Source organism: Acidovorax sp. Root568 (genome assembly GCF_001427445.1).
Lineage (GTDB): Bacteria > Pseudomonadota > Gammaproteobacteria > Burkholderiales > Burkholderiaceae_C > Acidovorax > Acidovorax delafieldii.
This window is the reverse complement of record NZ_LMGP01000014.1, coordinates 38,181-58,483: the sequence shown is the minus strand read 5'-3', so window position 1 is coordinate 58,483 and position 20,303 is coordinate 38,181. Positions and strand designations below refer to the sequence as shown.

At 65.8% G+C, this 20,303-nt stretch carries 15 protein-coding genes and 1 riboswitch; of the genes, 13 read left to right on the top strand and 2 right to left on the bottom strand.

From position 1 onward, the window contains the following. Positions 1 to 28: 28 nt before the first annotated feature. From mraY to ftsZ, 9 genes are all read left to right on the top strand, one after another. Positions 29 to 1,207, top strand: a complete 1,179-nt coding sequence (mraY, locus tag ASD75_RS09850) for a phospho-N-acetylmuramoyl-pentapeptide-transferase (RefSeq protein ID WP_015012552.1) — start codon at positions 29 to 31, stop codon at positions 1,205 to 1,207. After that, the gene (murD, locus tag ASD75_RS09845) at positions 1,204 to 3,180 is read left to right on the top strand and encodes a UDP-N-acetylmuramoyl-L-alanine--D-glutamate ligase (RefSeq protein ID WP_369817477.1); all 1,977 of its coding nucleotides are present in this window, start codon (positions 1,204 to 1,206) and stop codon (positions 3,178 to 3,180) included. The genes mraY and murD overlap by 4 nt, the downstream gene beginning before the upstream one ends. Beyond that, positions 3,177 to 4,445, top strand: a complete 1,269-nt coding sequence (gene ftsW / locus ASD75_RS09840; protein WP_056059212.1) for a putative lipid II flippase FtsW — start codon at positions 3,177 to 3,179, stop codon at positions 4,443 to 4,445. Before murD ends, ftsW begins: the two co-directional genes overlap by 4 nt. A 79-nt stretch (positions 4,446 to 4,524) precedes the next feature. Further along, positions 4,525 to 5,595 carry an undecaprenyldiphospho-muramoylpentapeptide beta-N-acetylglucosaminyltransferase gene (murG, locus tag ASD75_RS09835; RefSeq protein ID WP_056745266.1) on the top strand — a complete coding sequence of 357 codons (1,071 nt, stop codon included), beginning with the start codon at positions 4,525 to 4,527 and terminating at the stop codon, positions 5,593 to 5,595. Further along, on the top strand, positions 5,592 to 7,025 hold the full coding sequence (gene murC, locus ASD75_RS09830) for a UDP-N-acetylmuramate--L-alanine ligase (protein ID WP_056745264.1): 1,434 nt from the start codon (positions 5,592 to 5,594) through the stop codon (positions 7,023 to 7,025). Before murG ends, murC begins: the two co-directional genes overlap by 4 nt. Continuing rightward, positions 7,022 to 8,011, top strand: coding sequence for a D-alanine--D-alanine ligase (locus ASD75_RS09825; RefSeq protein WP_056745262.1), 990 nt, complete (start codon positions 7,022 to 7,024; stop codon positions 8,009 to 8,011). The genes murC and ASD75_RS09825 overlap by 4 nt, the downstream gene beginning before the upstream one ends. Next, positions 8,011 to 8,814, top strand: coding sequence for a cell division protein FtsQ/DivIB (locus tag ASD75_RS09820; protein ID WP_056745260.1), 804 nt, complete (start codon positions 8,011 to 8,013; stop codon positions 8,812 to 8,814). Before ASD75_RS09825 ends, ASD75_RS09820 begins: the two co-directional genes overlap by 1 nt. Positions 8,815 to 8,939: 125 nt before the next feature. Further along, complete coding sequence (gene ftsA / locus ASD75_RS09815; RefSeq protein WP_015012559.1) at positions 8,940 to 10,169, top strand: cell division protein FtsA; 1,230 nt, start codon at positions 8,940 to 8,942, stop codon at positions 10,167 to 10,169. 151 nt (positions 10,170 to 10,320) lie between these two features. Next, positions 10,321 to 11,562, top strand: a complete 1,242-nt coding sequence (ftsZ, locus tag ASD75_RS09810; RefSeq protein WP_056059196.1) for a cell division protein FtsZ — start codon at positions 10,321 to 10,323, stop codon at positions 11,560 to 11,562. Between the two features lie 140 nt (positions 11,563 to 11,702). Here ftsZ and ASD75_RS09805 read toward each other — a convergent pair whose 3' ends face one another. Beyond that, positions 11,703 to 13,484 (bottom strand): methyl-accepting chemotaxis protein, encoded by a 1,782-nt coding sequence (locus ASD75_RS09805; protein ID WP_056745258.1) that lies wholly within the window; start codon positions 13,482 to 13,484, stop codon positions 11,703 to 11,705. 193 nt (positions 13,485 to 13,677) lie between these two features. On the opposite strand from ASD75_RS09805, the gene lpxC reads away from it, so the two are divergent. From lpxC to ASD75_RS09790, 4 genes are all read left to right on the top strand, one after another. After that, positions 13,678 to 14,601: a UDP-3-O-acyl-N-acetylglucosamine deacetylase gene (gene lpxC, locus ASD75_RS09800; protein WP_015012562.1), complete on the top strand. Its 924-nt coding sequence runs from the start codon at positions 13,678 to 13,680 to the stop codon at positions 14,599 to 14,601. Positions 14,602 to 14,613: 12 nt separating this feature from the next. Further along, entirely contained in the window at positions 14,614 to 14,790 is a 177-nt protein-coding gene (locus tag ASD75_RS23910) for a hypothetical protein (protein ID WP_015012563.1), read from the top strand. A gap of 54 nt (positions 14,791 to 14,844) precedes the next feature. Further along, positions 14,845 to 14,968: riboswitch (TPP riboswitch) on the top strand. 148 nt (positions 14,969 to 15,116) lie between these two features. After that, positions 15,117 to 16,994, top strand: a complete 1,878-nt coding sequence (gene thiC, locus ASD75_RS09795; RefSeq protein ID WP_056745852.1) for a phosphomethylpyrimidine synthase ThiC — start codon at positions 15,117 to 15,119, stop codon at positions 16,992 to 16,994. A 193-nt stretch (positions 16,995 to 17,187) separates the two neighbouring features. Next, entirely contained in the window at positions 17,188 to 18,846 is a 1,659-nt protein-coding gene (locus tag ASD75_RS09790; RefSeq protein WP_056059188.1) for a methyl-accepting chemotaxis protein, read from the top strand. Positions 18,847 to 18,912: 66 nt separating this feature from the next. On the opposite strand, the gene ASD75_RS09785 is transcribed toward ASD75_RS09790, so the two are convergent. Beyond that, a complete protein-coding gene (locus tag ASD75_RS09785) occupies positions 18,913 to 20,301 on the bottom strand; it encodes a GspE/PulE family protein (RefSeq protein ID WP_056059185.1) in 1,389 nt (462 codons plus the stop codon). Positions 20,302 to 20,303 lie beyond the last annotated feature (2 nt).

Below are 20,303 nucleotides of genomic sequence, written 5' to 3'. Positions count from 1 at the left end.
CGGTGCCAGCCCATGCCGGAGGTGCCACATGCTGCTGATGCTGTCGCAATGGCTGCAGGGCCTGTCGCCCGAGTTCGGCTTCTTTCGGGTGTTCCAGTACCTCACGTTCCGTGCGGTGATGGCCGCCATGACGGCGCTGCTCATCGGGCTGGTGGCCGGCCCCAAGGTGATTCGCATCCTCACCTCGCTCAAGATCGGCCAGCCCATCCGCGGCTATGCGATGCAGTCGCACCTGTCCAAGAGTGGCACGCCCACCATGGGCGGTGTGTTGATCCTGTTGTCGATCGCCATTTCCACCCTGCTGTGGTTTGATCTGTCCAACCGCTTTGTGTGGATTGTGCTCATCGTCACGCTGGGTTTTGGCGCCATCGGCTGGGTGGACGACTGGCGCAAGGTGGTCAACAAGGACCCCGAAGGCATGCGTTCGCGCGAGAAGTACTTCTGGCAGTCGGTGATCGGTCTCATGGCCGCGCTGTACCTGGTGTTCAGCATTTCTGAAAGCTCCAACGCCAAGGTGTGGGAGCTGTTCGTGGGCTGGGTGCAGTCGGGCTTTTCGCTGGACCTGCCGCCCAAGGCGGGGCTGCAGTTGCCCTTCTTCAAGGAAGTGAGCTACCCGCTGGGCGTGCTCGGCTTCGTGATCCTCACCTATCTCGTCATCGTGGGCTCCAGCAATGCGGTGAACCTGACCGACGGCCTGGACGGCCTGGCCATCATGCCCGTGGTGATGGTGGGCTCGGCGCTGGGCGTGTTTGCTTATGTCACCGGCAGCTCGGTGTATTCCAAGTACCTGTTCTTCCCGCACATTCCGGGTTCGGGCGAGTTGCTGATCTTCTGCGCTGCCATGGCGGGCGCGGGCCTGGCTTTCCTCTGGTTCAACGCGCACCCCGCCCAGGTTTTCATGGGCGACGTGGGGGCACTGGCGCTGGGCGGAGCCCTGGGCACCATCGCCATCATCGTGCGCCAGGAGATCGTGCTGGCCATCATGGGCGGCATCTTTGTGGTCGAGGCCCTGTCTGTGATGCTGCAGGTCACCTGGTTCAAGTTCACCAAGAAGCGCTATGGCGAAGGCCGCCGCCTGCTCAAGATGGCGCCCCTGCACCACCACTTTGAAAAGAGCGGCTGGAAAGAAACGCAAGTGGTCGTGCGCTTCTGGATCATCACCATGCTGCTGTGCCTGATTGGCCTGTCCACGCTGAAACTGCGATGAACCCGAACGATCCTCTTGTCCCTGACCCCCTCGGCACGTCCGAGGCCATGCCCCCGTTGCCAGGGGCTGGGGTGGATGCTACCGGTGCTCCAGAGGTCGACCCTGGCAGGCAGGATGCTGCGCCCGCGGTACCCGATGTGAATCCAGGGCAGGACACTGCGGCATCGGGCAGCGAAGTGTCAGACGGCATGCCTCCCGCAGAGGTCACTGAGGCGGCCCCAGGTGCGCCGGCAGGAAAGAGCACCAGCACTGCCTGGAACCCCGAGGCCGTGCCTGCTGTCTCCGCCGCGAAAGCCGCAGCGGATTTTGTGGCGCAGATCTTTGCCGAGGTGGCGGCTCCTGAGTCGGTAGCCGCTGACAGTGCGGGCGCCGCAGACACCGCAGAGGTCGACGAGCCTGCGACGCCGGACGTGCCTGCAGGCCCGGCGCGCGAGGGCGTTGCGAACCTGCTGCAAGGCCAGCACATCCTGATCCTGGGCCTGGGCGCCTCGGGCATGGCGATGGCACGCTGGTGCGTGCGTTGCGGCGCGCAAGTCACTGTGGCCGACACGCGCGCCGCCCCGCCGCAACTGCCCGCACTGCAGCGAGAGCTGCCCCTGGTCCGCTTTGTGTCGGGCGCATTCGATGCCAGCTTGGTACAAGGGCAGAATCTGCACGCGGTCTATCGTTCGCCAGGGTTGAGCCCCGAGGCAGTTGCTCCTGTTTTCGAAGCGGCTCGTGCAAACAACATCAGCGCTGGCGGTGAGCTGAGTCTTTATGCCATGGCCCTGGCAGCGCTGCGCGAATCGCACGCGTATGCCCCGGCCGTGCTGGCTATCACCGGGACCAACGGCAAGACCACCGTGACCTCGCTCACCGGACAGTTGGTGGAGCGCTCTGGCAAACGCGTGGCCGTGGCCGGCAACATCGGTCCGACCCTGCTCGACACACTGGCAGAACACCTGGATGCAGACACCTTGCCCGACGTGTGGGTGCTGGAACTGTCGAGCTTTCAGCTGGATGGCGTGAATGGGGGTGAAGGGAGCTTCGAGCCCACGGCCGCCACGGTGCTCAACATCACGCAGGACCACCTGGACTGGCACGGCAGCATCGAGGCTTACGCTGCGGCCAAGGCGCGCATCTTTGGCCAGACGGGCTTGATGATCCTGAACCGCGAAGACGCTGTGGTGATGGCCATGCTGCCGCCACCCGTCAAGGCCAAGCTGCAAAAGCCGCAGGTGCGCGCGCACCTCACTTTTGGTGGCGACATGCCCCGGCGTCCGGGTGACTTTGGCATTGAGGTGGTGAGCGGCATGCCCTGGCTGGTGCGCGCCATGGACGCGGACGAAACCCGCAAGCGTGGCCGCAACGAGGTCGAAGAGGACCTGCACATCCAGCGGCTCATGCCGGCGGATGCACTGCGCATCCGGGGCCGCCACAACGCCACCAACGCATTGGCCGCGCTGGCGCTGGCCACGGCGGCGGGTTGCCCGCTGGCGCCCATGCTCTACGGCCTGCGCGAGTACCGGGGCGAGCCGCATCGTGTGGAACCCGTGGCCATCATCCACGGCGTGGAATATTTTGACGACAGCAAGGGCACCAACGTGGGCGCCACGGCGGCTGCGCTGGTGGGGCTGGGCACGGAGCGGCGTTTGGTGGTCATTCTGGGCGGAGAAGGCAAGGGGCAGGACTTTGCGCCCCTGGCAGCCCCCGTCGCACGTTATGCACGTGCGGTGGTGCTGATTGGCCGCGACGCACCGCTGATCCGCGCTGCGCTCCAGGACGCTGGCGTGCCGTTGCTCGATGCGGACACCTTGCCTGAGGCCGTTGCACTGGCCGCGCAGCGCGCCCATTCTGGCGATGCGGTGCTGATGTCGCCCGCCTGCGCCAGTTTCGACATGTTCAAGGACTACGAGCACCGCGCCCAGGTCTTTTGCGAGACCGTGCGGGCGATGGCCGACGATGCGGGCCAGTCGGCGGGGGGCATGCAATGACGGCACCCGCCAGCACCCTGTTGCAACGCGTGACCGGCTGGTTCGGTGGCCTGCCCGGCAAGGCGGCCGATGTGTTGCCCGTGCGCGTGGGCGGCACCGAGTACCGCCAGTCGTCCAGCACGCCCGCGAGCGTGCTGGGCTTTGACCAGGCCTTGCTCTGGGTGGTGGTGGCACTGCTGGCGTGGGGGTTGGTGATGGTGTATTCGGCGTCGATTGCCATGCCGGACAACCCGCGCTTTGCCAACTATGCGTCCACCCATTTCCTGACACGCCACATGATGTACCTGGTGGTGGGGTTTGTGGCGGCGCTGCTGGCGTTCCAGGTGCCCATGGCGCTGTGGGAGCGGGTGGCGCCCTGGTTGTTCATCGTGGCCTTGCTCATGCTGGTGGCGGTCCTGATTCCCGGCGTGGGCAAGGTGGTCAATGGCGCGCGCCGCTGGTTGTCCATCGGCCCCGTGGGCTTCCAGCCCTCCGAGGTGGCCAAGTTTGCGGTGCTGATCTACGCCGCCGACTACATGGTGCGCAAGATGGAGGTGAAGGAGCGCTTCTTCCGCGCCGTGCTGCCCATGGGCGCTGCGGTGGCCATCGTCGGCGTGCTGCTGCTGGCCGAGCCCGACATGGGGGCCTTCATGGTGGTGGCCGTGATTGCCATGGGCATCCTGTTCCTCGGCGGTGTGAATGCCCGCATGTTCTTCCTGATCGCAGGAGTGCTGGTGGGTGCCTTTGCACTGATGATTGCCAGCTCGCCCTGGCGCCGCGAGCGCGTGTTTGCGTACCTGGATCCCTTCAGCGAACAGCATGCACTCGGCAAGGGCTACCAGCTGTCGCACTCGCTGATCGCCATCGGGCGCGGCGAGGTGTTTGGCGTGGGGCTGGGGGGCAGCGTGGAGAAGCTGCACTGGCTGCCCGAGGCGCACACCGACTTCCTGATGGCCGTGATCGGCGAAGAGTTTGGTCTGGTGGGCGTGGTTGCGCTCATCGTGCTGTTCCTGTGGATGACCCGCCGCATCATGCACATCGGCCGCCAGGCCATTGCGCTGGACCGCGTGTTCGCGGGGCTGGTGGCGCAGGGCGTGGCGATCTGGATCGGTTTTCAAGCCTTCATCAACATGGGCGTGAATTTGGGCGCGTTGCCGACCAAGGGGCTCACGCTGCCACTGATGAGTTTTGGTGGGTCGGCGATTTTGATGAATCTGGTGGCGCTAGCGGTGGTGCTGCGGGTGGATTATGAAAACAAACTGCTCATGCGCGGAGGTCGCGTATGAGAAGTCTGTTTCACCAAAACAAGCGGTGCATTGCGCAAGCAATGCCAGGCACGCCGTGCCTCATGCGGGGAGGTCGCGTATGAGCACGCAGAAGACCGCCCTCATCATGGCTGGTGGAACCGGCGGCCACATCTTCCCCGGCTTGGCTGTGGCCGAGGAACTGCGCGCACGCGGCTGGCGTGTGCACTGGCTGGGCGCGCCCGGCAGCATGGAGTCGCGCATCGTGCCGCAGCACGGCTTTGCGCTGGAACTCATCGATTTTTCGGGCGTGCGCGGCAAGGGGCTCGTCACGCTGGCCCTGTTGCCGCTGCGCCTGCTGCGTGCGTTCTGGCAGGCGCTGCAGGTCGTGCGCCGTGTGAAGCCCGACGTGGTGGTGGGCCTGGGTGGCTACATCACCTTTCCGGGCGGGATGATGGGCGTACTCGCGGGCAAGCCCCTGGTGCTGCATGAGCAGAACTCGGTGGCGGGCATGGCGAACAAGGTCCTGGCAGGTGTGGCCGACCGGGTGTTCACCGCCTTCCCCCAGGTGTTCAAGCAGGGCCAGTGGGTGGGCAACCCCCTGCGCACCGCCTTCACGCAGCAGCCGGGCCCGGCCGAGCGGTTTGCCGGCCGCAGCGGCCCGCTGCGCCTGCTGGTGGTGGGCGGTAGCCTGGGAGCGCGTGCGCTCAACGAGATCGTGCCCCAGGCCATCGCATTGATGCCGGCCGGCCAACGACCCACCGTGGTCCACCAAAGCGGTGCGGCACAGATCGATGCCCTGCGCGCCCACTACGCCGCCGCAGGGGTCGAGGCAGAGCTGACGCCTTTTATCGACGACACCGCCGGCGCGTTTGCAGCGGCCGACATCATCGTCTGCCGGGCGGGGGCGAGCACCGTCACCGAGATCGCGGCCGTGGGCGCCGCGTCTATCTTTGTCCCCTTCCCGTCGGCCGTGGACGACCACCAGACCACCAACGCGCAGTTCCTCGTGAACGCAGGAGGCGGCTGGCTGGTGCAGCAGCGCGACCTGACGCCGCAAGGGCTGTCTGAAATGCTATTGAAATTAGAGCGGCCCACACTTGTGGATGTAGCGCTCAAGGCCAAAAACATGCAAAAAATCAACGCCACCCGCGAGGTGGTGACTGCCTGCGAGGAGTTGGCCCAACCATGAAACATGCCATTCGCCACATCCATTTCGTAGGCCTCGGCGGCGCCGGCATGAGTGGCATTGCCGAAGTGCTGTTCAACCTGGGTTACCGCATCTCGGGCTCGGACCTGGCCGACAGTGCCACGCTGCGCCGCCTGGCAGACCTCGGCATCAAGACCTGCCTCGGCCACGCGGCAGCGCACATCGATGGCGCCGACGCCGTGGTCACGTCCACAGCCGTCACTTCGGACAACCCTGAAGTGCTGGCCGCACGCGAAAAGAAGATCCCCGTGGTGCCGCGCGCACTGATGCTGGCCGAGCTGATGCGCCTGAAGCAGGGCATTGCCATCGCGGGCACGCACGGCAAGACCACCACTACCAGCCTCGTGACCAGCGTGCTGGCCGAGGCGGGGCTGGATCCGACCTTCGTCATCGGCGGCAGGCTCAACAGCGCGGGCGCCAATGCCAAGCTGGGCAGCGGCGACTACATCGTGGTCGAGGCCGATGAGTCCGACGCGTCGTTCTTGAACCTGCTGCCCGTGATGGCCGTGGTGACCAACATCGACGCCGACCACATGGAGACCTATGGCCACGACTTCGGTCGGCTCAAGGGCGCGTTTGTCGATTTCCTGCACCGCATGCCGTTCTACGGCACGGCCATCCTGTGTGTGGACAGCCCCGCCGTGCGCGACATCCTGCAGAGCGTGACCTGCCCCATCACCAGCTACGGCTTCTCGGAAGACGCGCAGGTGCGCGCCATCAACGTGCGCGCCGAGGCGGGCCAGATGCGCTTCACCGTGCAGCGACGCAACGGCGTCACGCTGCCCGATATGGAGATCGTGCTCAACCTCGCGGGCGAGCACAACGTGCTCAACGCGCTGTCGGCCATTGCCGTGGCGGTAGAGCTGAACATCCCCGACGACGCCGTGCAGCGCGCGCTGGTGGGCTTCAAGGGCGTGGGCCGGCGCTTCCAGCGCTATGGCGATCTGCCCGCGAAGGACGGCGGCACCTTCACCGTCATCGACGACTACGGCCACCACCCTGTGGAGATGGCTGCCACGCTGGCGGCCGCACGCGGCGCGTTCCCCGGGCGGCGCCTGGTGCTGGCCTTCCAGCCGCACCGCTACACCCGCACGCGCGATTGCTTTGAAGATTTCGTCAAGGTGATCGGCCATGCCGACGCGGTGCTGCTCACCGAGGTGTATGCCGCGGGCGAGGCGCCAGTCGTGGCCGCCGATGGACGCTCGCTGGCCCGTGCCCTGCGTGTGGCAGGGCGCGTGGAGCCGGTGTTTGTGGACAACGTGGCCGATCTGCCCCAGGCCATTGCCGACAACGCACGCGCGGGCGACGTGGTGATGTGCATGGGAGCCGGCTCCATTGGCGCAGTGCCCGGCAAGGTGGTTGAGATGCTACAAAATAATGAGCTGAAAGCGCATGAAGGGAGCGCACTATGACCCTTCCTGAATCGAATATCGATGTGAAGTCGCTGGGCAAGGTTGCCGTCCTGATGGGCGGGGACTCGGCCGAGCGCGAGGTGTCGCTGATGTCGGGCAGCGGCGTGCTGCAGGCGCTGCGCTCGCGTGGCGTGGATGCCCATGCGTTTGACCCCGCACAGAACGCGCTGGGCGACTTGAAGCGCGACGGCTACGCCCGCTGCTTCATCGCGCTGCACGGCCGCCATGGCGAAGACGGCACGGTGCAGGGCGCGCTGGAGCTGCTGCGCATTCCGTACACCGGCCCCGGCGTGATGGCCTCGGCCATCGCCATGGACAAGGTCATGACCAAGCGGGTGTGGCTGGCCGAGGGCCTGCCCACGCCCCGCTATGTGTGGCTGGCTCCGGACCGGCAGCAGCGCGAGGTGGTGCGCACCGTGCCCGACGAGCTGGGCCTGCCGCTCATCGTCAAGCCGCCGCGCGAAGGATCGTCCATCGGCGTGACCAAGGTGCGCGGCTATTCGGACATGCAAGAGGCCGTGCAGCTCTCTGCCCAGTACGACCCCGACGTGCTGTGCGAAGAGTTCATCGAGGGCGAAGAGGTGACCTGCCCCGTGCTGGGCCAGGGCGCCAGCGCGCGTTCGCTGCCGGTGATCCGCATCGTGGCGCCCGATGGCGCCTACGACTACCAGAACAAGTACTTCACCGACGACGTGAAGTACCAGTGCCCAAGCGGCCTGCCCGAGGCCGAAGAGCGCGAGATCCAGCGCATCGTGCTGGAGGCTTACCGCACCCTGGGCTGCCGGGGCTGGGGCCGCGCCGACCTGATGATCCGCGCGAGCGACCGCAAGCCCTTCCTGCTGGAGATGAACACATCCCCCGGCATGACGGGGCATTCGCTGGTGCCCATGTCGGCCCGGGCCTCGGGCATCAGCTACGAAGAGCTGTGCCTGCGCATCCTCGCCGATGCGGCCCTCGACACGCCCGCAAAACCAAAGGCCGCCTGATGACCCAGACGCTGCCCGCACCCCTGGACGTCAAGCTCATGAACCTGACCGCGTCGGTCCTGTTCGTGGGCTGCGCCCTGGCCGTGCTGGCGGCGGGGGTGGGGTGGGTGCTGCGCTACCCCGGCTTTGCCATCGCACGCATCGTGGTGCAGGGCGAGCTGGTGCACAACAACGCGGTGACCCTGCGGGCCAATGTGGCGCCACATCTGGTGGGCAACTTCTTCACCGTGGATCTGCGTGCCGCCCGCGAGGCCTTCGAGCAGGTGCCCTGGGTACGCCGCGCGCAAGTGCGTCGGGTGTACCCCGGCAGCTTGCGTGTGGAGTTGCAGGAGCATGACGCGGTGGCGTACTGGGGGCCGGACACCGGCTCAGCGCTGGTCAACAGCCAGGGCGAAGTCTTCGAGGCCAATGTGGGCGATGTGGAGCAGGAGGGCCTGCCGCGCCTGCAGGGGCCTACAGGCAGCTCGGCCGAGGTACTGCAGATGTATGGGCTGCTGGAGCCCGTGTTCAAACCCCTGGGCCTGGACGTGGAAGAGCTGCAGCTGACCGGGCGAGGCGGCTGGCGCGCCACTCTCGACAGCGAGGCCGTGGTGGAGCTGGGAGGCGGTACGCCGCAGGAAGTGGTGCAGCGCACGCAGCGTTTTGTACGCACCCTGACCCAGGTGGCCGCGCAGTATGGCCGCCGCGTGGACGCGCTGGAGTCTGCGGACCTGCGCCACGCCGGGGGCTACGCCCTGCGCCTGCGGGGTGTGACCACAGTGACTGCAGACGCAACCGGCACGACGGCCGTGCGCAAGAGGTAATGGCATGAGGCAAGACAGAGCAAGACGCAGCAAGCAGACTGGATGCAGCGTGCTGTGGGCCCCGAGAGGGCGGTGTGAGGGCTTGGTGGGACAGCGGGACAGAACCGAGAAGGGCAGAGACTGATATGGCAAGAGAATACAAAGACGTCGTCGTGGGGCTGGACATTGGCACCGCCAAGGTCATGGCTGTGGTGGCCGAGGTTCTGCCCAATGGCGAGCTCAAGCTCGCAGGCTTGGGCGTGGCCCCAAGCAACGGTCTCAAGCGTGGGGTGGTGGTCAACATCGATGCCACCGTGCAGAGCATCCAGCAGGCGCTGAAAGAGGCCGAGCTGATGGCGGACTGCAAGATCCAGCGCGTCTACACCGGCATCACGGGCAGCCACATTCGCGGTCTCAACTCCAGCGGCATGGTGGCGGTGAAGGACAAGGAAGTCACGTCGGCCGACGTGGCCCGCGTGGTGGAGACGGCCAAGGCCATCAACATCAGCAGCGACCAGCGCCTGTTGCTGGTGGAGCCGCAGGAATTCGTGATCGACGGGCAGGATGTGAAGGAGCCCATCGGCATGAGCGGCATCCGCCTGGAGGCCAAGATCCACATCGTGACCGGCGCGCAGAGCGCGGCCGAGAACATCATCAAGTGTGTGCGCCGCTGCGGCCTGGAAGTGGAGCAGCTCATGCTCAATCCGCTGGCCAGCAGCCAGGCGGTGCTGACCGACGACGAGCGCGAGCTGGGCGTGGTGGTGGTGGACATCGGCGCGGGCACGACCGATGTCGCCATCTTCACTGGCGGCGCGATCCGCCACACCGCGGTGATTCCGATTGCGGGCGACCTCATCACCAGCGACATCGCCATGGCACTGCGCACGCCGACCAAGGACGCCGAGGACATCAAGGTGGAAAGCGGCTACGCCAAGCAACTGTTGGCCGACCCCGAGGCGCAGGTGGAAGTGCCCGGCCTGGGCGACCGCAGCCCGCGCATGCTGAGCAAGCAGGCGCTGGCCGGTGTGATCGAGCCGCGTGTCGAAGAAATCTTCTCGCTCGTGCAGCAGGTGGTGCGCGAGTCGGGCTACGAAGAAGTGCTGTCGTCGGGCATCGTGCTCACGGGCGGCAGCTCGGTCATGCCGGGAATGATCGAACTGGGCGAGGACATCTTCCTCAAGCCCGTGCGGCGCGGCATACCGAAGTATTCCAGCGCCCTGGCTGACATGGTGGCCCAGCCCCGTGCAGCCACCGTGATGGGGCTGCTTGAAGAAGCGCGCCTGGCACGTCTGCGCGGCTTCAAGGTGGCTCAGAAGAGTGGGTCCATGAAGACCGCATTCGGGCGCTTCAAAGATTTCATCGTGGGGAATTTCTGACCATGAAATACCCCCTGTGGCTAGCGCGTGGAAGCCCTCACCAGATACCGCGCGAGCGATGGCGATGTACAGGACCGCCACGCACTACAAGAAAAATGATCCCATCTCTCAATTGGCAATTGCATACGAATTTAGAACCAGGAGCTCCAAGATGACCATCGAAATGATCGAAGCCGAAGAATTCAACCAGGGCACCCAGATCAAGGTGATCGGTGTGGGCGGTGGCGGCAGCAATGCCGTCGAGCACATGATTGCCCGCAGCGTGCAGGGCGTGGAGTTTGTCAGCGCCAACACCGATGCACAGGCGCTCACGCGCAGCTCGGCGCACCGCGTCATCCAGCTGGGCAACAGCGGCCTGGGTGCTGGGGGCAAGCCCGAGAAGGCCCGCGATGCGGCTGAGGCGGCGGTTGCCGATATCCGTGAAGCCATCTCTGGCGCCCACATGCTGTTCATTACGGCGGGCATGGGCGGCGGCACGGGCACGGGCGCTGCGCCCGTGATCGCGCGCGTGGCCAAGGAGATGGGCATCCTGACGGTGGGCGTGGTCACCAAGCCTTTCGACTGGGAGGGCGGTCGCCGCATGAAGAATGCGGACGATGGCCTGGCCGAACTGGAAGCCAACGTGGACTCGCTGATCGTGGTGCTCAACGAGAAGCTGCTGGACGTGCTGGGCGACGACATCACCCAGGACGAGGCCTTTGCGCACGCCAATGACGTGCTCAAGAACGCTGTGGGCGGTATCGCTGAAATCATCAACGAATACGGCCAGGTGAACGTGGACTTTGAAGACGTGCGCACCGTGATGGGCGAGCCCGGCAAGGCCATGATGGGCACGGCCACGGCCAGCGGCCCAGACCGCGCACGCATCGCAGCCGAGCAGGCCATCGCCTGCCCGCTGCTCGAAGGCATCGACCTGTCGGGCGCCAAGGGTGTGCTGGTGCTGGTCACGGCCAGCAAGGGCAGCCTCAAGCTGTCCGAGTCACGCCAGGCCATGAACACCATCAACGCCTACGCATCGACCGACGCGCACGTGATCTTCGGCGCTGCCTATGACGAAAGCCTGGGTGACGAGATCCGCGTGACCGTGGTGGCCACGGGTCTGTCGCGTGCCAATGCGCGCCGTCAGCCCATCTCGGTGGTGCAGGGTGGCCTGCGCACTGGTACGGACAACATGGCCTACCAGATGCCTGTCGCCGGTGTGGGTACGCTGGGTGGTGCCGTGGGCGTGCAAGGCGGCCACACGGGCAGCGCGCAGGCCGACTATGGCAGCATGTCGGTACCCAGCGTGTGGCGTACCAACCGCACGCAGGCCGCAGCCCGCGTGGATGCCCTGTCGTCCGGCGGTATGGATGACCTGGAAATCCCCGCCTTCCTGCGCAAGCAAGCGGACTGACAACCGCGCTGATCGCACCCTGCGGCCCTCTCCCGGGGGCTGCAAGACAAAAAGCCCTGCCGGCGCAAGCTGGCAGGGCTTTTTGACTGGGCGAACGTCAGCAGCCTCTCAGGCCCGGGTCGCCCCAGGCCTCTCAGTGATCAGAAAGATTCCCAGTCATCGTTATTGTCAGCCGCAGGCTTGGGGCTGCTTGCCTTGGGGGGCAATGCCTCCGCTCGCGCGGGTGAAGGCGCAGCAGCACGAGGGGCTGCCGGCACCTTGGCCAGGGCCGGGCGGGGCGCTGCCGCACGCACGGCAGGGGCCACGGCGGGGCGGGGCGCGGCTGCGGGGCGGCTGGCCGGAACGGGAGCGGAGGTGCTGCCGTTCACGCGGAACAGCGCCACCACCTGGGTGAGCTTCATGGCTTGCTCGCGCAGGCTGTCTGCTGCTGCAGCCGACTGCTCCACCAGCGCTGAGTTCTGTTGGGTCATCTGGTCCAGCTGGTTCACGGCGGTGTTGACCTGGGCAATGCCCTGGCTCTGCTCCGAGGTGGCCGAGCGGATTTCTCCAATGATGTCTGTCACGCGTTGAACGCTGTCCACGATCTCGGTCATGGTGGCGCCTGCATTGCCCACCAGTTGCGTGCCCGATGCCACCTTCTCCACGGAAGCGTCGATCAATGTCTTGATTTCCTTGGCGGCTGCAGCGCTGCGCTGTGCCAGGCTGCGTACTTCGCTGGCGACCACCGCGAAACCGCGACCCTGTTCACCTGCGCGCGCTGCCTCGACGGCGGCGTTGAGCGCCAGGATGTTGGTCTGGAACGCGATCCCGTCGATGACGCCGATGATGTCGCTGATCTTGTTGCTGCTGGCGTTGATGTCCTGCATGGTGGATACCACTCGGGACACCACTTCCCCTCCGCGCGCCGCCACGGCAGCCGCTGAAGTTGCCATCTGGTTAGCGGTTTGCGCGGAGTCGGACGTCTGCTTCACGGTGCTGGTCAGCTCCTCCATGCTGCTGGCGGTGGTTTGCAGGTTGCTGGCCGTGTCTTCGGTGCGGTGGGCCAGGTCGTTGTTGCCCTGGGCAATTTCCCCCGACGCCGTAGCAATGCTGTCCGTGGCCGACCGTACCTCGGTCACCAGCTTGCGCAGCGAGGCCACCATGTGTGCCAAGCCATCGAGCATGGAGCCCGGTGGGGCGGCAGGGATCTGGGTATCCAGGTTGCCTTCGGCCACCTCGGACATGATGGCAATGGCGTGGGTGGGTTCGCCACCAATCTGGCGCAACACCGAGCGCGACACCAGCAGGCCGATCACCCCCACCGCCACAAACACCGCCACCACCAGTGCAAGGCTCGACCACAGGGCCTGGCGCAGCATGGCATCGACGTCGTCCGTATACAGCCCGGAGCCCACCATCCAGTTCCAGCCGTCCACTTTGACGATGTACTGCAGCTTGGGCACGGGTGTCTGCTGGCCGGGGCGCGCGAACATGGTGGGCACAAAGGCCTTGCCGTCCTTGCTGCTGCGCATGCCGTTGACCAGCAGGCCGATGATGTCCACGCCCGAACCATCCTTGACCTTGCCGAGCATGTCCTGCCCGTCCCACTCGGTCTTGAAGGGGTGCATCACGCCCACGCCCTCGGTGGTCCAGATGTAGAAATATTCGGTCTTGCCCTCGGGTCCGCCGTAGCGTGCAATGCGCAGGGCGTCCTTGGCAGCCTTCTGCGCGTCTTCCACCGACATGGCGCCACTCGCGGCCTTGGCCTGGTAACCGACCACGATGCTGTGTGCGGACTGGACGGCGGTGGTCAGCAGGTCCTTGCGGGACTCGGTGATCAGTCGCCGCTCCTGGAGGAGTGACAGGATGGCCATGATCAGCAGCGCCGTGAGCGCGGTGCCGATCATGAGCATGACTTTCATCTTGAAACTGAGTTTGCTCATGGGAGTCTCCTGTGGGGCGGGTGTCGTGTGTTCATGTTGTGGTTGTTAAGGCCCTGTGTACCAAATTGTGCGGCGAACCATGGGGCCTGCACAGTAGGTGAAAACGCGGCGGTAGCTCTACGTACGCGTCGCTTTGAGGTGCGACAAGACCTCGGCACGTGCGGGGCGGTGCCGCAGAAACTAAAATGCGCAGATGCTCCAGCAACGCACCCTCAAGACCCTGACCCGCGCCGTAGGCGTGGGTCTGCACAGCGGCCAACGGGTCGAGTTGACCCTGCGGCCCGCGCAGCCGGACACAGGCATCGTGTTCCGGCGGGTGGATCTGCCGCAGCCGGTGGACATTCCCATCCGTGCCGAGGCGGTGACGGATACGAGGCTGGCGTCCACCATCGCAGTGGGCAATGCCAAGGTGCACACGGTGGAGCACCTGATGTCGGCCTGTGCGGGGCTGGGCATCGACAACCTGTACGTGGACATCACGGCCGAAGAGGTCCCCATCCTCGATGGGTCTTCGGCCTCGTTTGTGTTCCTGTTGCAAAGCGCCGGGGTGGAACTGCAGAACGCACCCAAGCGCTTTATCCGCGTCACCCGGCCCGTGGAGGTGCGCGAGGGTGAGGGTGCCAACGCCAAGTGGGCGCGCCTCACGCCGTACCACGGCTACAAGCTCAGCTTCGAAATCGACTTTGACCACCCGGCGGTGGACTCCACTGGCCAGCGCGTCGAGTTTGACCTGGGGCAAGGCAACTACAGCCGCGACATTGCCCGGGCGCGCACCTTCGGCTTCACCCGTGATGTGGAGATGATGCGCTCCAACGGCCTGGCGCTGGGCGGCGGGCTCGACAACGCCATCGTGATGGACGACTACAAGGTGCTCAACAGCGACGGCCTGCGCTACGACGACGAGTTCGTGAAGCACAAGATCCTGGATGCCATGGGTGACCTGTACCTTATCGGCAAGCCGCTACTGGCCGCCTACAGTGCGTTCCGCTCTGGCCACGCCATGAACAACCTCTTGCTGCGTGAGCTGCTGGCCCAGCGTGATGCCTGGGAGGTGGTCACGTTCGAGGACGAGCGCCAGGCTCCCACCGGCTTTGCGCAGCCTGCGCGCGCCTGGTAAGGCCCACTGGCCATGTTGATCTTTCGCTGGCTAGCCATGCTGCTGCTGCTGGCGGCGGCCGTGTCTTTCGCGTTTTACGCGGGCACCGGGCAGCCGCGCTACAAGCGCCTGGGGCTCGTCATCCTCAAGTGGACAGTGATTGCCGCCGTCTTTTTCTTCGCGGTGATCCTCATCGGCCGCCTGGCCTGATGTATCTGTTGATTGGGGGGCTCTGCTGCCCCGTTTTTCCTCTGCCCTATACTCGCGCCTGCTCCGGGGTGTGCTGATGCGCTGAGATGCGAGAGGCCTGAAGAAATTCAGGCCAGCTTGCGAACCCGACGAACTTGATCCGGTTCATACCGGCGGAAGAAGAGCCGACCTCCTTGTCCCCGTGCCCGCACTCCCTGTGGGCACGCCTTGCCTCAGGTGCTGCCATGCGCAGCCACCCGAGGGGCGCACAGGTCCATTCCGGAGCAGACCCACCGCCACCGGAACCAGGAGACCTGCCCATGAACGCCCCCGACCCCCACGCCACACTGGCTGCCCCTGAAAAGTTCGCCGAGCTGCTCGCACGCACCCGCGAACCCTTCCCCGCATCCCGCAAGGCCTATATCCCCGGCCATCTGCACACCGACCTGCGCGTGCCCGTGCGCGACATCGCGCTAACCAACGGCGAGCTGGTCAGCGTGTACGACACCTCCGGTCCTTACACCGACCCTGAAGCCGTGATCGACGTGCGCAAGGGCCTGGCCAGCGTGCGCGGTAGCTGGATCGCCGGCCGTGGCGATGTGGAGCACTACGAAGGCCGCGCCCCCGTAGCGCTGGACGACGGCCAAAAGAGCGAAGATGCCACCCGCCTCGCCCAGCTGCGCGCCGAGGCCGCCGCCTTGCAGCGCAAGCCCCTGCGCGCCAAGGCGGGTGCCAATGTCACGCAGATGCACTACGCCAAGAAGGGCATCGTCACGCCCGAGATGGAATACGTCGCCATCCGCGAAAACGGCAAGCGTGAGTGGATGGAACAGTACATGGCCGACGCAGGCCGTGAAAAGCGCCTGATGGGCAACCCGATGGGCGCCAGCATCCCGCGCATCATCACCCCCGAATTTGTGCGCGACGAAGTGGCCCGGGGGCGCGCCATCATCCCCGCCAACATCAACCACCCCGAGGTGGAGCCGATGGCGATTGGCCGCAACTTCCTGGTCAAGATCAACGCCAACATCGGCAACTCGGCCGTCACCTCCAGCATCGAGGAAGAAGTGGAAAAGCTCGTCTGGGCCATCCGCTGGGGCGCCGACAACGTGATGGACCTGTCCACTGGCAAGAACATCCACACCACACGCGACTGGATCGTGCGCAACAGCCCTGTTCCCATCGGCACGGTGCCGATCTACCAGGCGCTCGAAAAAGTGGGTGGCGTGGCCGAGGACCTGACCTGGGCGATCTTCCGCGACACGCTGATCGAGCAGGCCGAGCAGGGCGTGGACTACTTCACCATCCACGCCGGTGTGCGTCTGGCCTACATCCACCTCACGGCCAACCGCCGTACGGGCATCGTCTCGCGCGGGGGCTCCATCATGGCCAAGTGGTGCATGGCGCACCACCGCGAAAGCTTTTTGTACGAGCACTTCGAGGACATCTGCGACATCATGAAGGCCTACGACGTGTCGTTCAGCCTGGGCGATGGCCTGCGCCCAGGCTGCGCATCGGATGCCAACGATGAAGCGCAATTTGCCGAGCTGCACACGCTGGGCGAGCTGACCCAGGTGGCCTGGAAGCACGACGTGCAGACCATGATCGAAGGCCCCGGCCATGTGCCCATGCACATGATCCAGGCCAACATGACCGAGCAGCTCAAGACCTGCCACGAAGCGCCGTTCTACACCCTGGGCCCGCTGACCATCGACATCGCCCCCGGCTACGACCACATCGCCAGCGCGATTGGTGCGGCCATGATCGGCTGGATGGGCACAGCCATGCTGTGCTACGTGACGCCCAAGGAGCACCTGGGACTGCCCGACCGCGACGACGTGAAGCAGGGGATCATTGCGTACAAGATCGCCGCCCACGCGGCCGATGTGGCCAAGGGCCACCCCGGCGCGCGCGCGCGCGACGACGCGCTGAGCCAGGCGCGCTTCGACTTCCGCTGGCAGGACCAGTTCAACCTGGGCCTGGACCCCGAAACGGCCAAGGAGTACCACGACGAGACCCTGCCCAAGGACTCGGCCAAGGTGGCGCATTTCTGCTCGATGTGTGGCCCCAAGTTCTGCTCGATGAAGATCACCCAGGAGGTGCGTGACTTCGCCGCCCAGAAGGGTGTGGCCGAGGCTGAAGCCCTGGCCCAGGGCATGCAGACCAAGGCGGCCGAGTTCCAGAAAGGCGGGGGCGAGCTGTACATCCCGCTCAAGCCCGTGTGACAGCAGCGCAATAAGCGCAGCTACTGGCCCCGAGGATTCCCTGAAACAGGGTCCCGGGGCCGTGCTTACCCTGTGCGATGGACCGCCTTGCCCGGCATATAGTCCCGCCCACCCCCGGCCCAGAAGGCGGGGGGTGTGTGTGGCACCAAATTTGCTATGCTGGACTGTCTGTTAAAAAATGTAAGGAAGAGCCATGAATGCTCTCGGCCGCTTCTCCATCCGCACGCGTCTCTACTTCGGAACCGTCTTTTCCCTGATCCTTCTGGTCGTCATTGGTGCCATGGGCTACGTGGCCCTGGACCGAACGCGCGGCACGCTGCAGGTGCTGTTTTCAGAACGCGTGCAGACGCTGACCGACATGTCCGAGCTGCGCACCACCCTGGGTGACCTGCGCCGGACCGAAAAAGACATCATCATCAACTTCAACAACTCGGTCGAGGTCTCGGCCCTGCGCGAGTCCTGGGCCAAAACCCTGACTTCCCTGCGCAAGCGTCTGGCCGATGTGCGGCAGGTGCAGTCGGGCGATGCCGAGTTTGTGGCCTCGATCGACAAATCGCTCGACGAGATCAAGCAGTACGAAACCGGCATCTCACCCATCTTCGAGAAGATCGAGGGCGCGCAGCTCGACGGCGCAGGGGGCGGCGCCTACGCCGACCGCCTGAAGGTCCACATGGAAGCCACCGACAAGCTGTTCTCCAGCCTGGCGGGTTCGGCTCGTGCGCAGATGGACGAGGCGCGCGCGGGTGTCGAATCGCGCACCTCCACCATGGCCGCACTGATTGGTGTGGGCCTGGTGCTGGCGCTGGCGGTGCTGATTCCGCTCACGTTCTTCAGCGTGCGCTCCATCACCAAGTCCCTCGGACAGGCCCAGGAGCTGGCCGAACGCATTGCCAGTGGCGATTTGTCGCGCGATGTGGCAGCCATGAACCAGGACGAAGTGGGCCAGCTGGTAGGCGCCATGGGCCGCATGCAGGACTCATTGCGTGACCTGGTGCGCCAGGTGCAGGACGCGGCGGGCAACATCTCCACCGCCAGCTCCGAGATCGCCAGCGGCAACCATGACCTGAGCCACCGCACCGAGCAGACAGCGGCCAACCTGGAAGAGACCGCCTCGTCGATGGAGGTGCTGACCAGCACGGTGCAGCAAAGCGCCCAGGCCTCGCGCCAGGCCAGCGACTTTGCCTCGTCCGCCGCCGAGGTGGCCGCACGCGGCGGCGCCGTGGTGTCGCAGGTGGTGACCACCATGGACCAGATCACCACCAGCTCGCGCAAGATCGCCGACATCACGGGTGTGATCGATTCGATTGCGTTCCAAACCAACATCCTGGCGCTCAACGCGGCGGTGGAAGCCGCCCGTGCCGGTGAGCAGGGCCGTGGCTTTGCGGTGGTGGCCAGCGAGGTGCGCAACCTGGCGCAGCGCAGCGCCGAAGCGGCCAAGGAGATCAAGGGCCTGATCGGTTCGTCGGTGGAGCGGGTGGAAGACGGCTCGCGCCTGGTGAGCCAGGCCGGCCAGACCATGACCGAGATTGTGAGCAGCGTGCGGCGCGTGTCCGACATCATTGCGGAGATCACCGCTTCGTCGGCCGAGCAGAGCGACAACATCGGCCAGATCAGCCAGTCTGTCACGCAGCTCGACCAGATGACCCAGCAGAACGCGGCTCTGGTGGAGGAGTCCACCGCAGCGTCCGAGTCGCTGCGCGAGCAGGCGCACCACCTCAACAGCGCGGTCAGCCAGTTCAAGCTGCAGGATGGCGCGACGGCATCCCCGGCGTTTAGCACCTCGGCACCTGCAACGCCCGCCGCACCTGCTATGGCCCAGGTGGGGCGCCGGCCCGCGCTGCAGATCCGGTAGTTTGAAGTATTTTGGGCTGGTAGCGCTAGTGCTTCATGCGTTAGAAGCTATCAAAAACGTAGCAAATCAGTCCCGCGTCACCCGCAGCACTTCTTCGCGGCTGGTGATGCCGGCGGCAATCAGGCGTTCGCCATCGTCCCGCATCAGCGCCATGCCACCCGCCAGCGCTGCGGTGCGGATGTCGGCCTCTGAGGCCTGGTTGTGGATCTGTGCCCGGATCGCGTCCGTGGTCACCAGCAACTCGAACACGCCCGTGCGGCCGGTGTAACCCGTCTGGCCGCAGTGCTCGCAGCCCGCGCCGTGGCAGTGGCTGCAGAACTTGCGCACCAGGCGCTGGGCCAGCACGCCCAGCAGCGACGACGACAGCAGGAAGGGCTCCACACCCATGTCGGTCAGGCGAGTGACCGCGCTGGCCGCGTCGTTGGTGTGCAGGGTGGCCAGCACCAGGTGGCCCGTCAGCGAGGCCTGGATGGCGATCTGCGCGGTCTCGAAGTCGCGGATTTCGCCAATCATGATGATGTCCGGGTCCTGCCGCAGTATGGCGCGCAGGGCCTTGGCAAAGGTCAGCTCGATTTTGCTGTTGACCTGGGTCTGGCCCACGCCCGGCAGCTCGTATTCGATGGGGTCTTCCACCGTCATGATGTTGTTGCGCGTGGCGTCCAGTCGGCCCAGCGCAGCATACAGCGTGGTCGTCTTGCCCGAGCCCGTGGGGCCGGTGACCAGGATGATGCCGTGCGGCTGGCCGATCAGACCCTCAAAGCGGCGCAGGGTGTCGCCCTGCATGCCCACGGCCTCCAGGCTGAGCTTGCTTTCACTCTTGTCCAGCAGGCGCAGCACGGCGCGTTCGCCGTGCGCGCTGGGCAGGGTGGAGACGCGCACGTCGATGGCGCGCGTGCCCAGGCGCAGGCTGATGCGGCCGTCCTGGGGCAGGCGTTTTTCGCTGATGTCCAGGTCGGCCATGATCTTCAGGCGCGAGATCAATGCGGCGTGCAGCGCGCGGTTGGGCTGCACCACTTCGCGCAGCGTGCCGTCCACACGAAAGCGCACGCTGCTGTGGCGCTCGTAGGGCTCGATGTGGATATCGCTCGCGCCGTCGCGCGCGGCCTGCGTGAGCAGGGCGTTGAGCATGCGGATGATGGGTGCGTCGCCGGCAGATTCCAGCAAGTCCTCGACGGCCGGCAGCTCCTGCATCATGCGCGAGAGGTCGGCGTCGCTCTCGACCTCGCTCACCACGGTGGCGGCGCTCGATTCGCTGTGCGAATAGGCCGCGCTGATGCGCTGGGCCAGGGCAGGCGCATCGAGCGCAAGCAGTTGCTGCACCGGGTGCTTGCGCAGCACTTCGGACAGCGCGCCCGCATCGGGGCTGGGGCCGTGCCACAGCACCAGCTGGTGGCCATCGTCCTCCAGCAGCAGCTGGGCGGTGCGGGCAAAGGCGTAGGGCAGGGGGTGGCGCATGC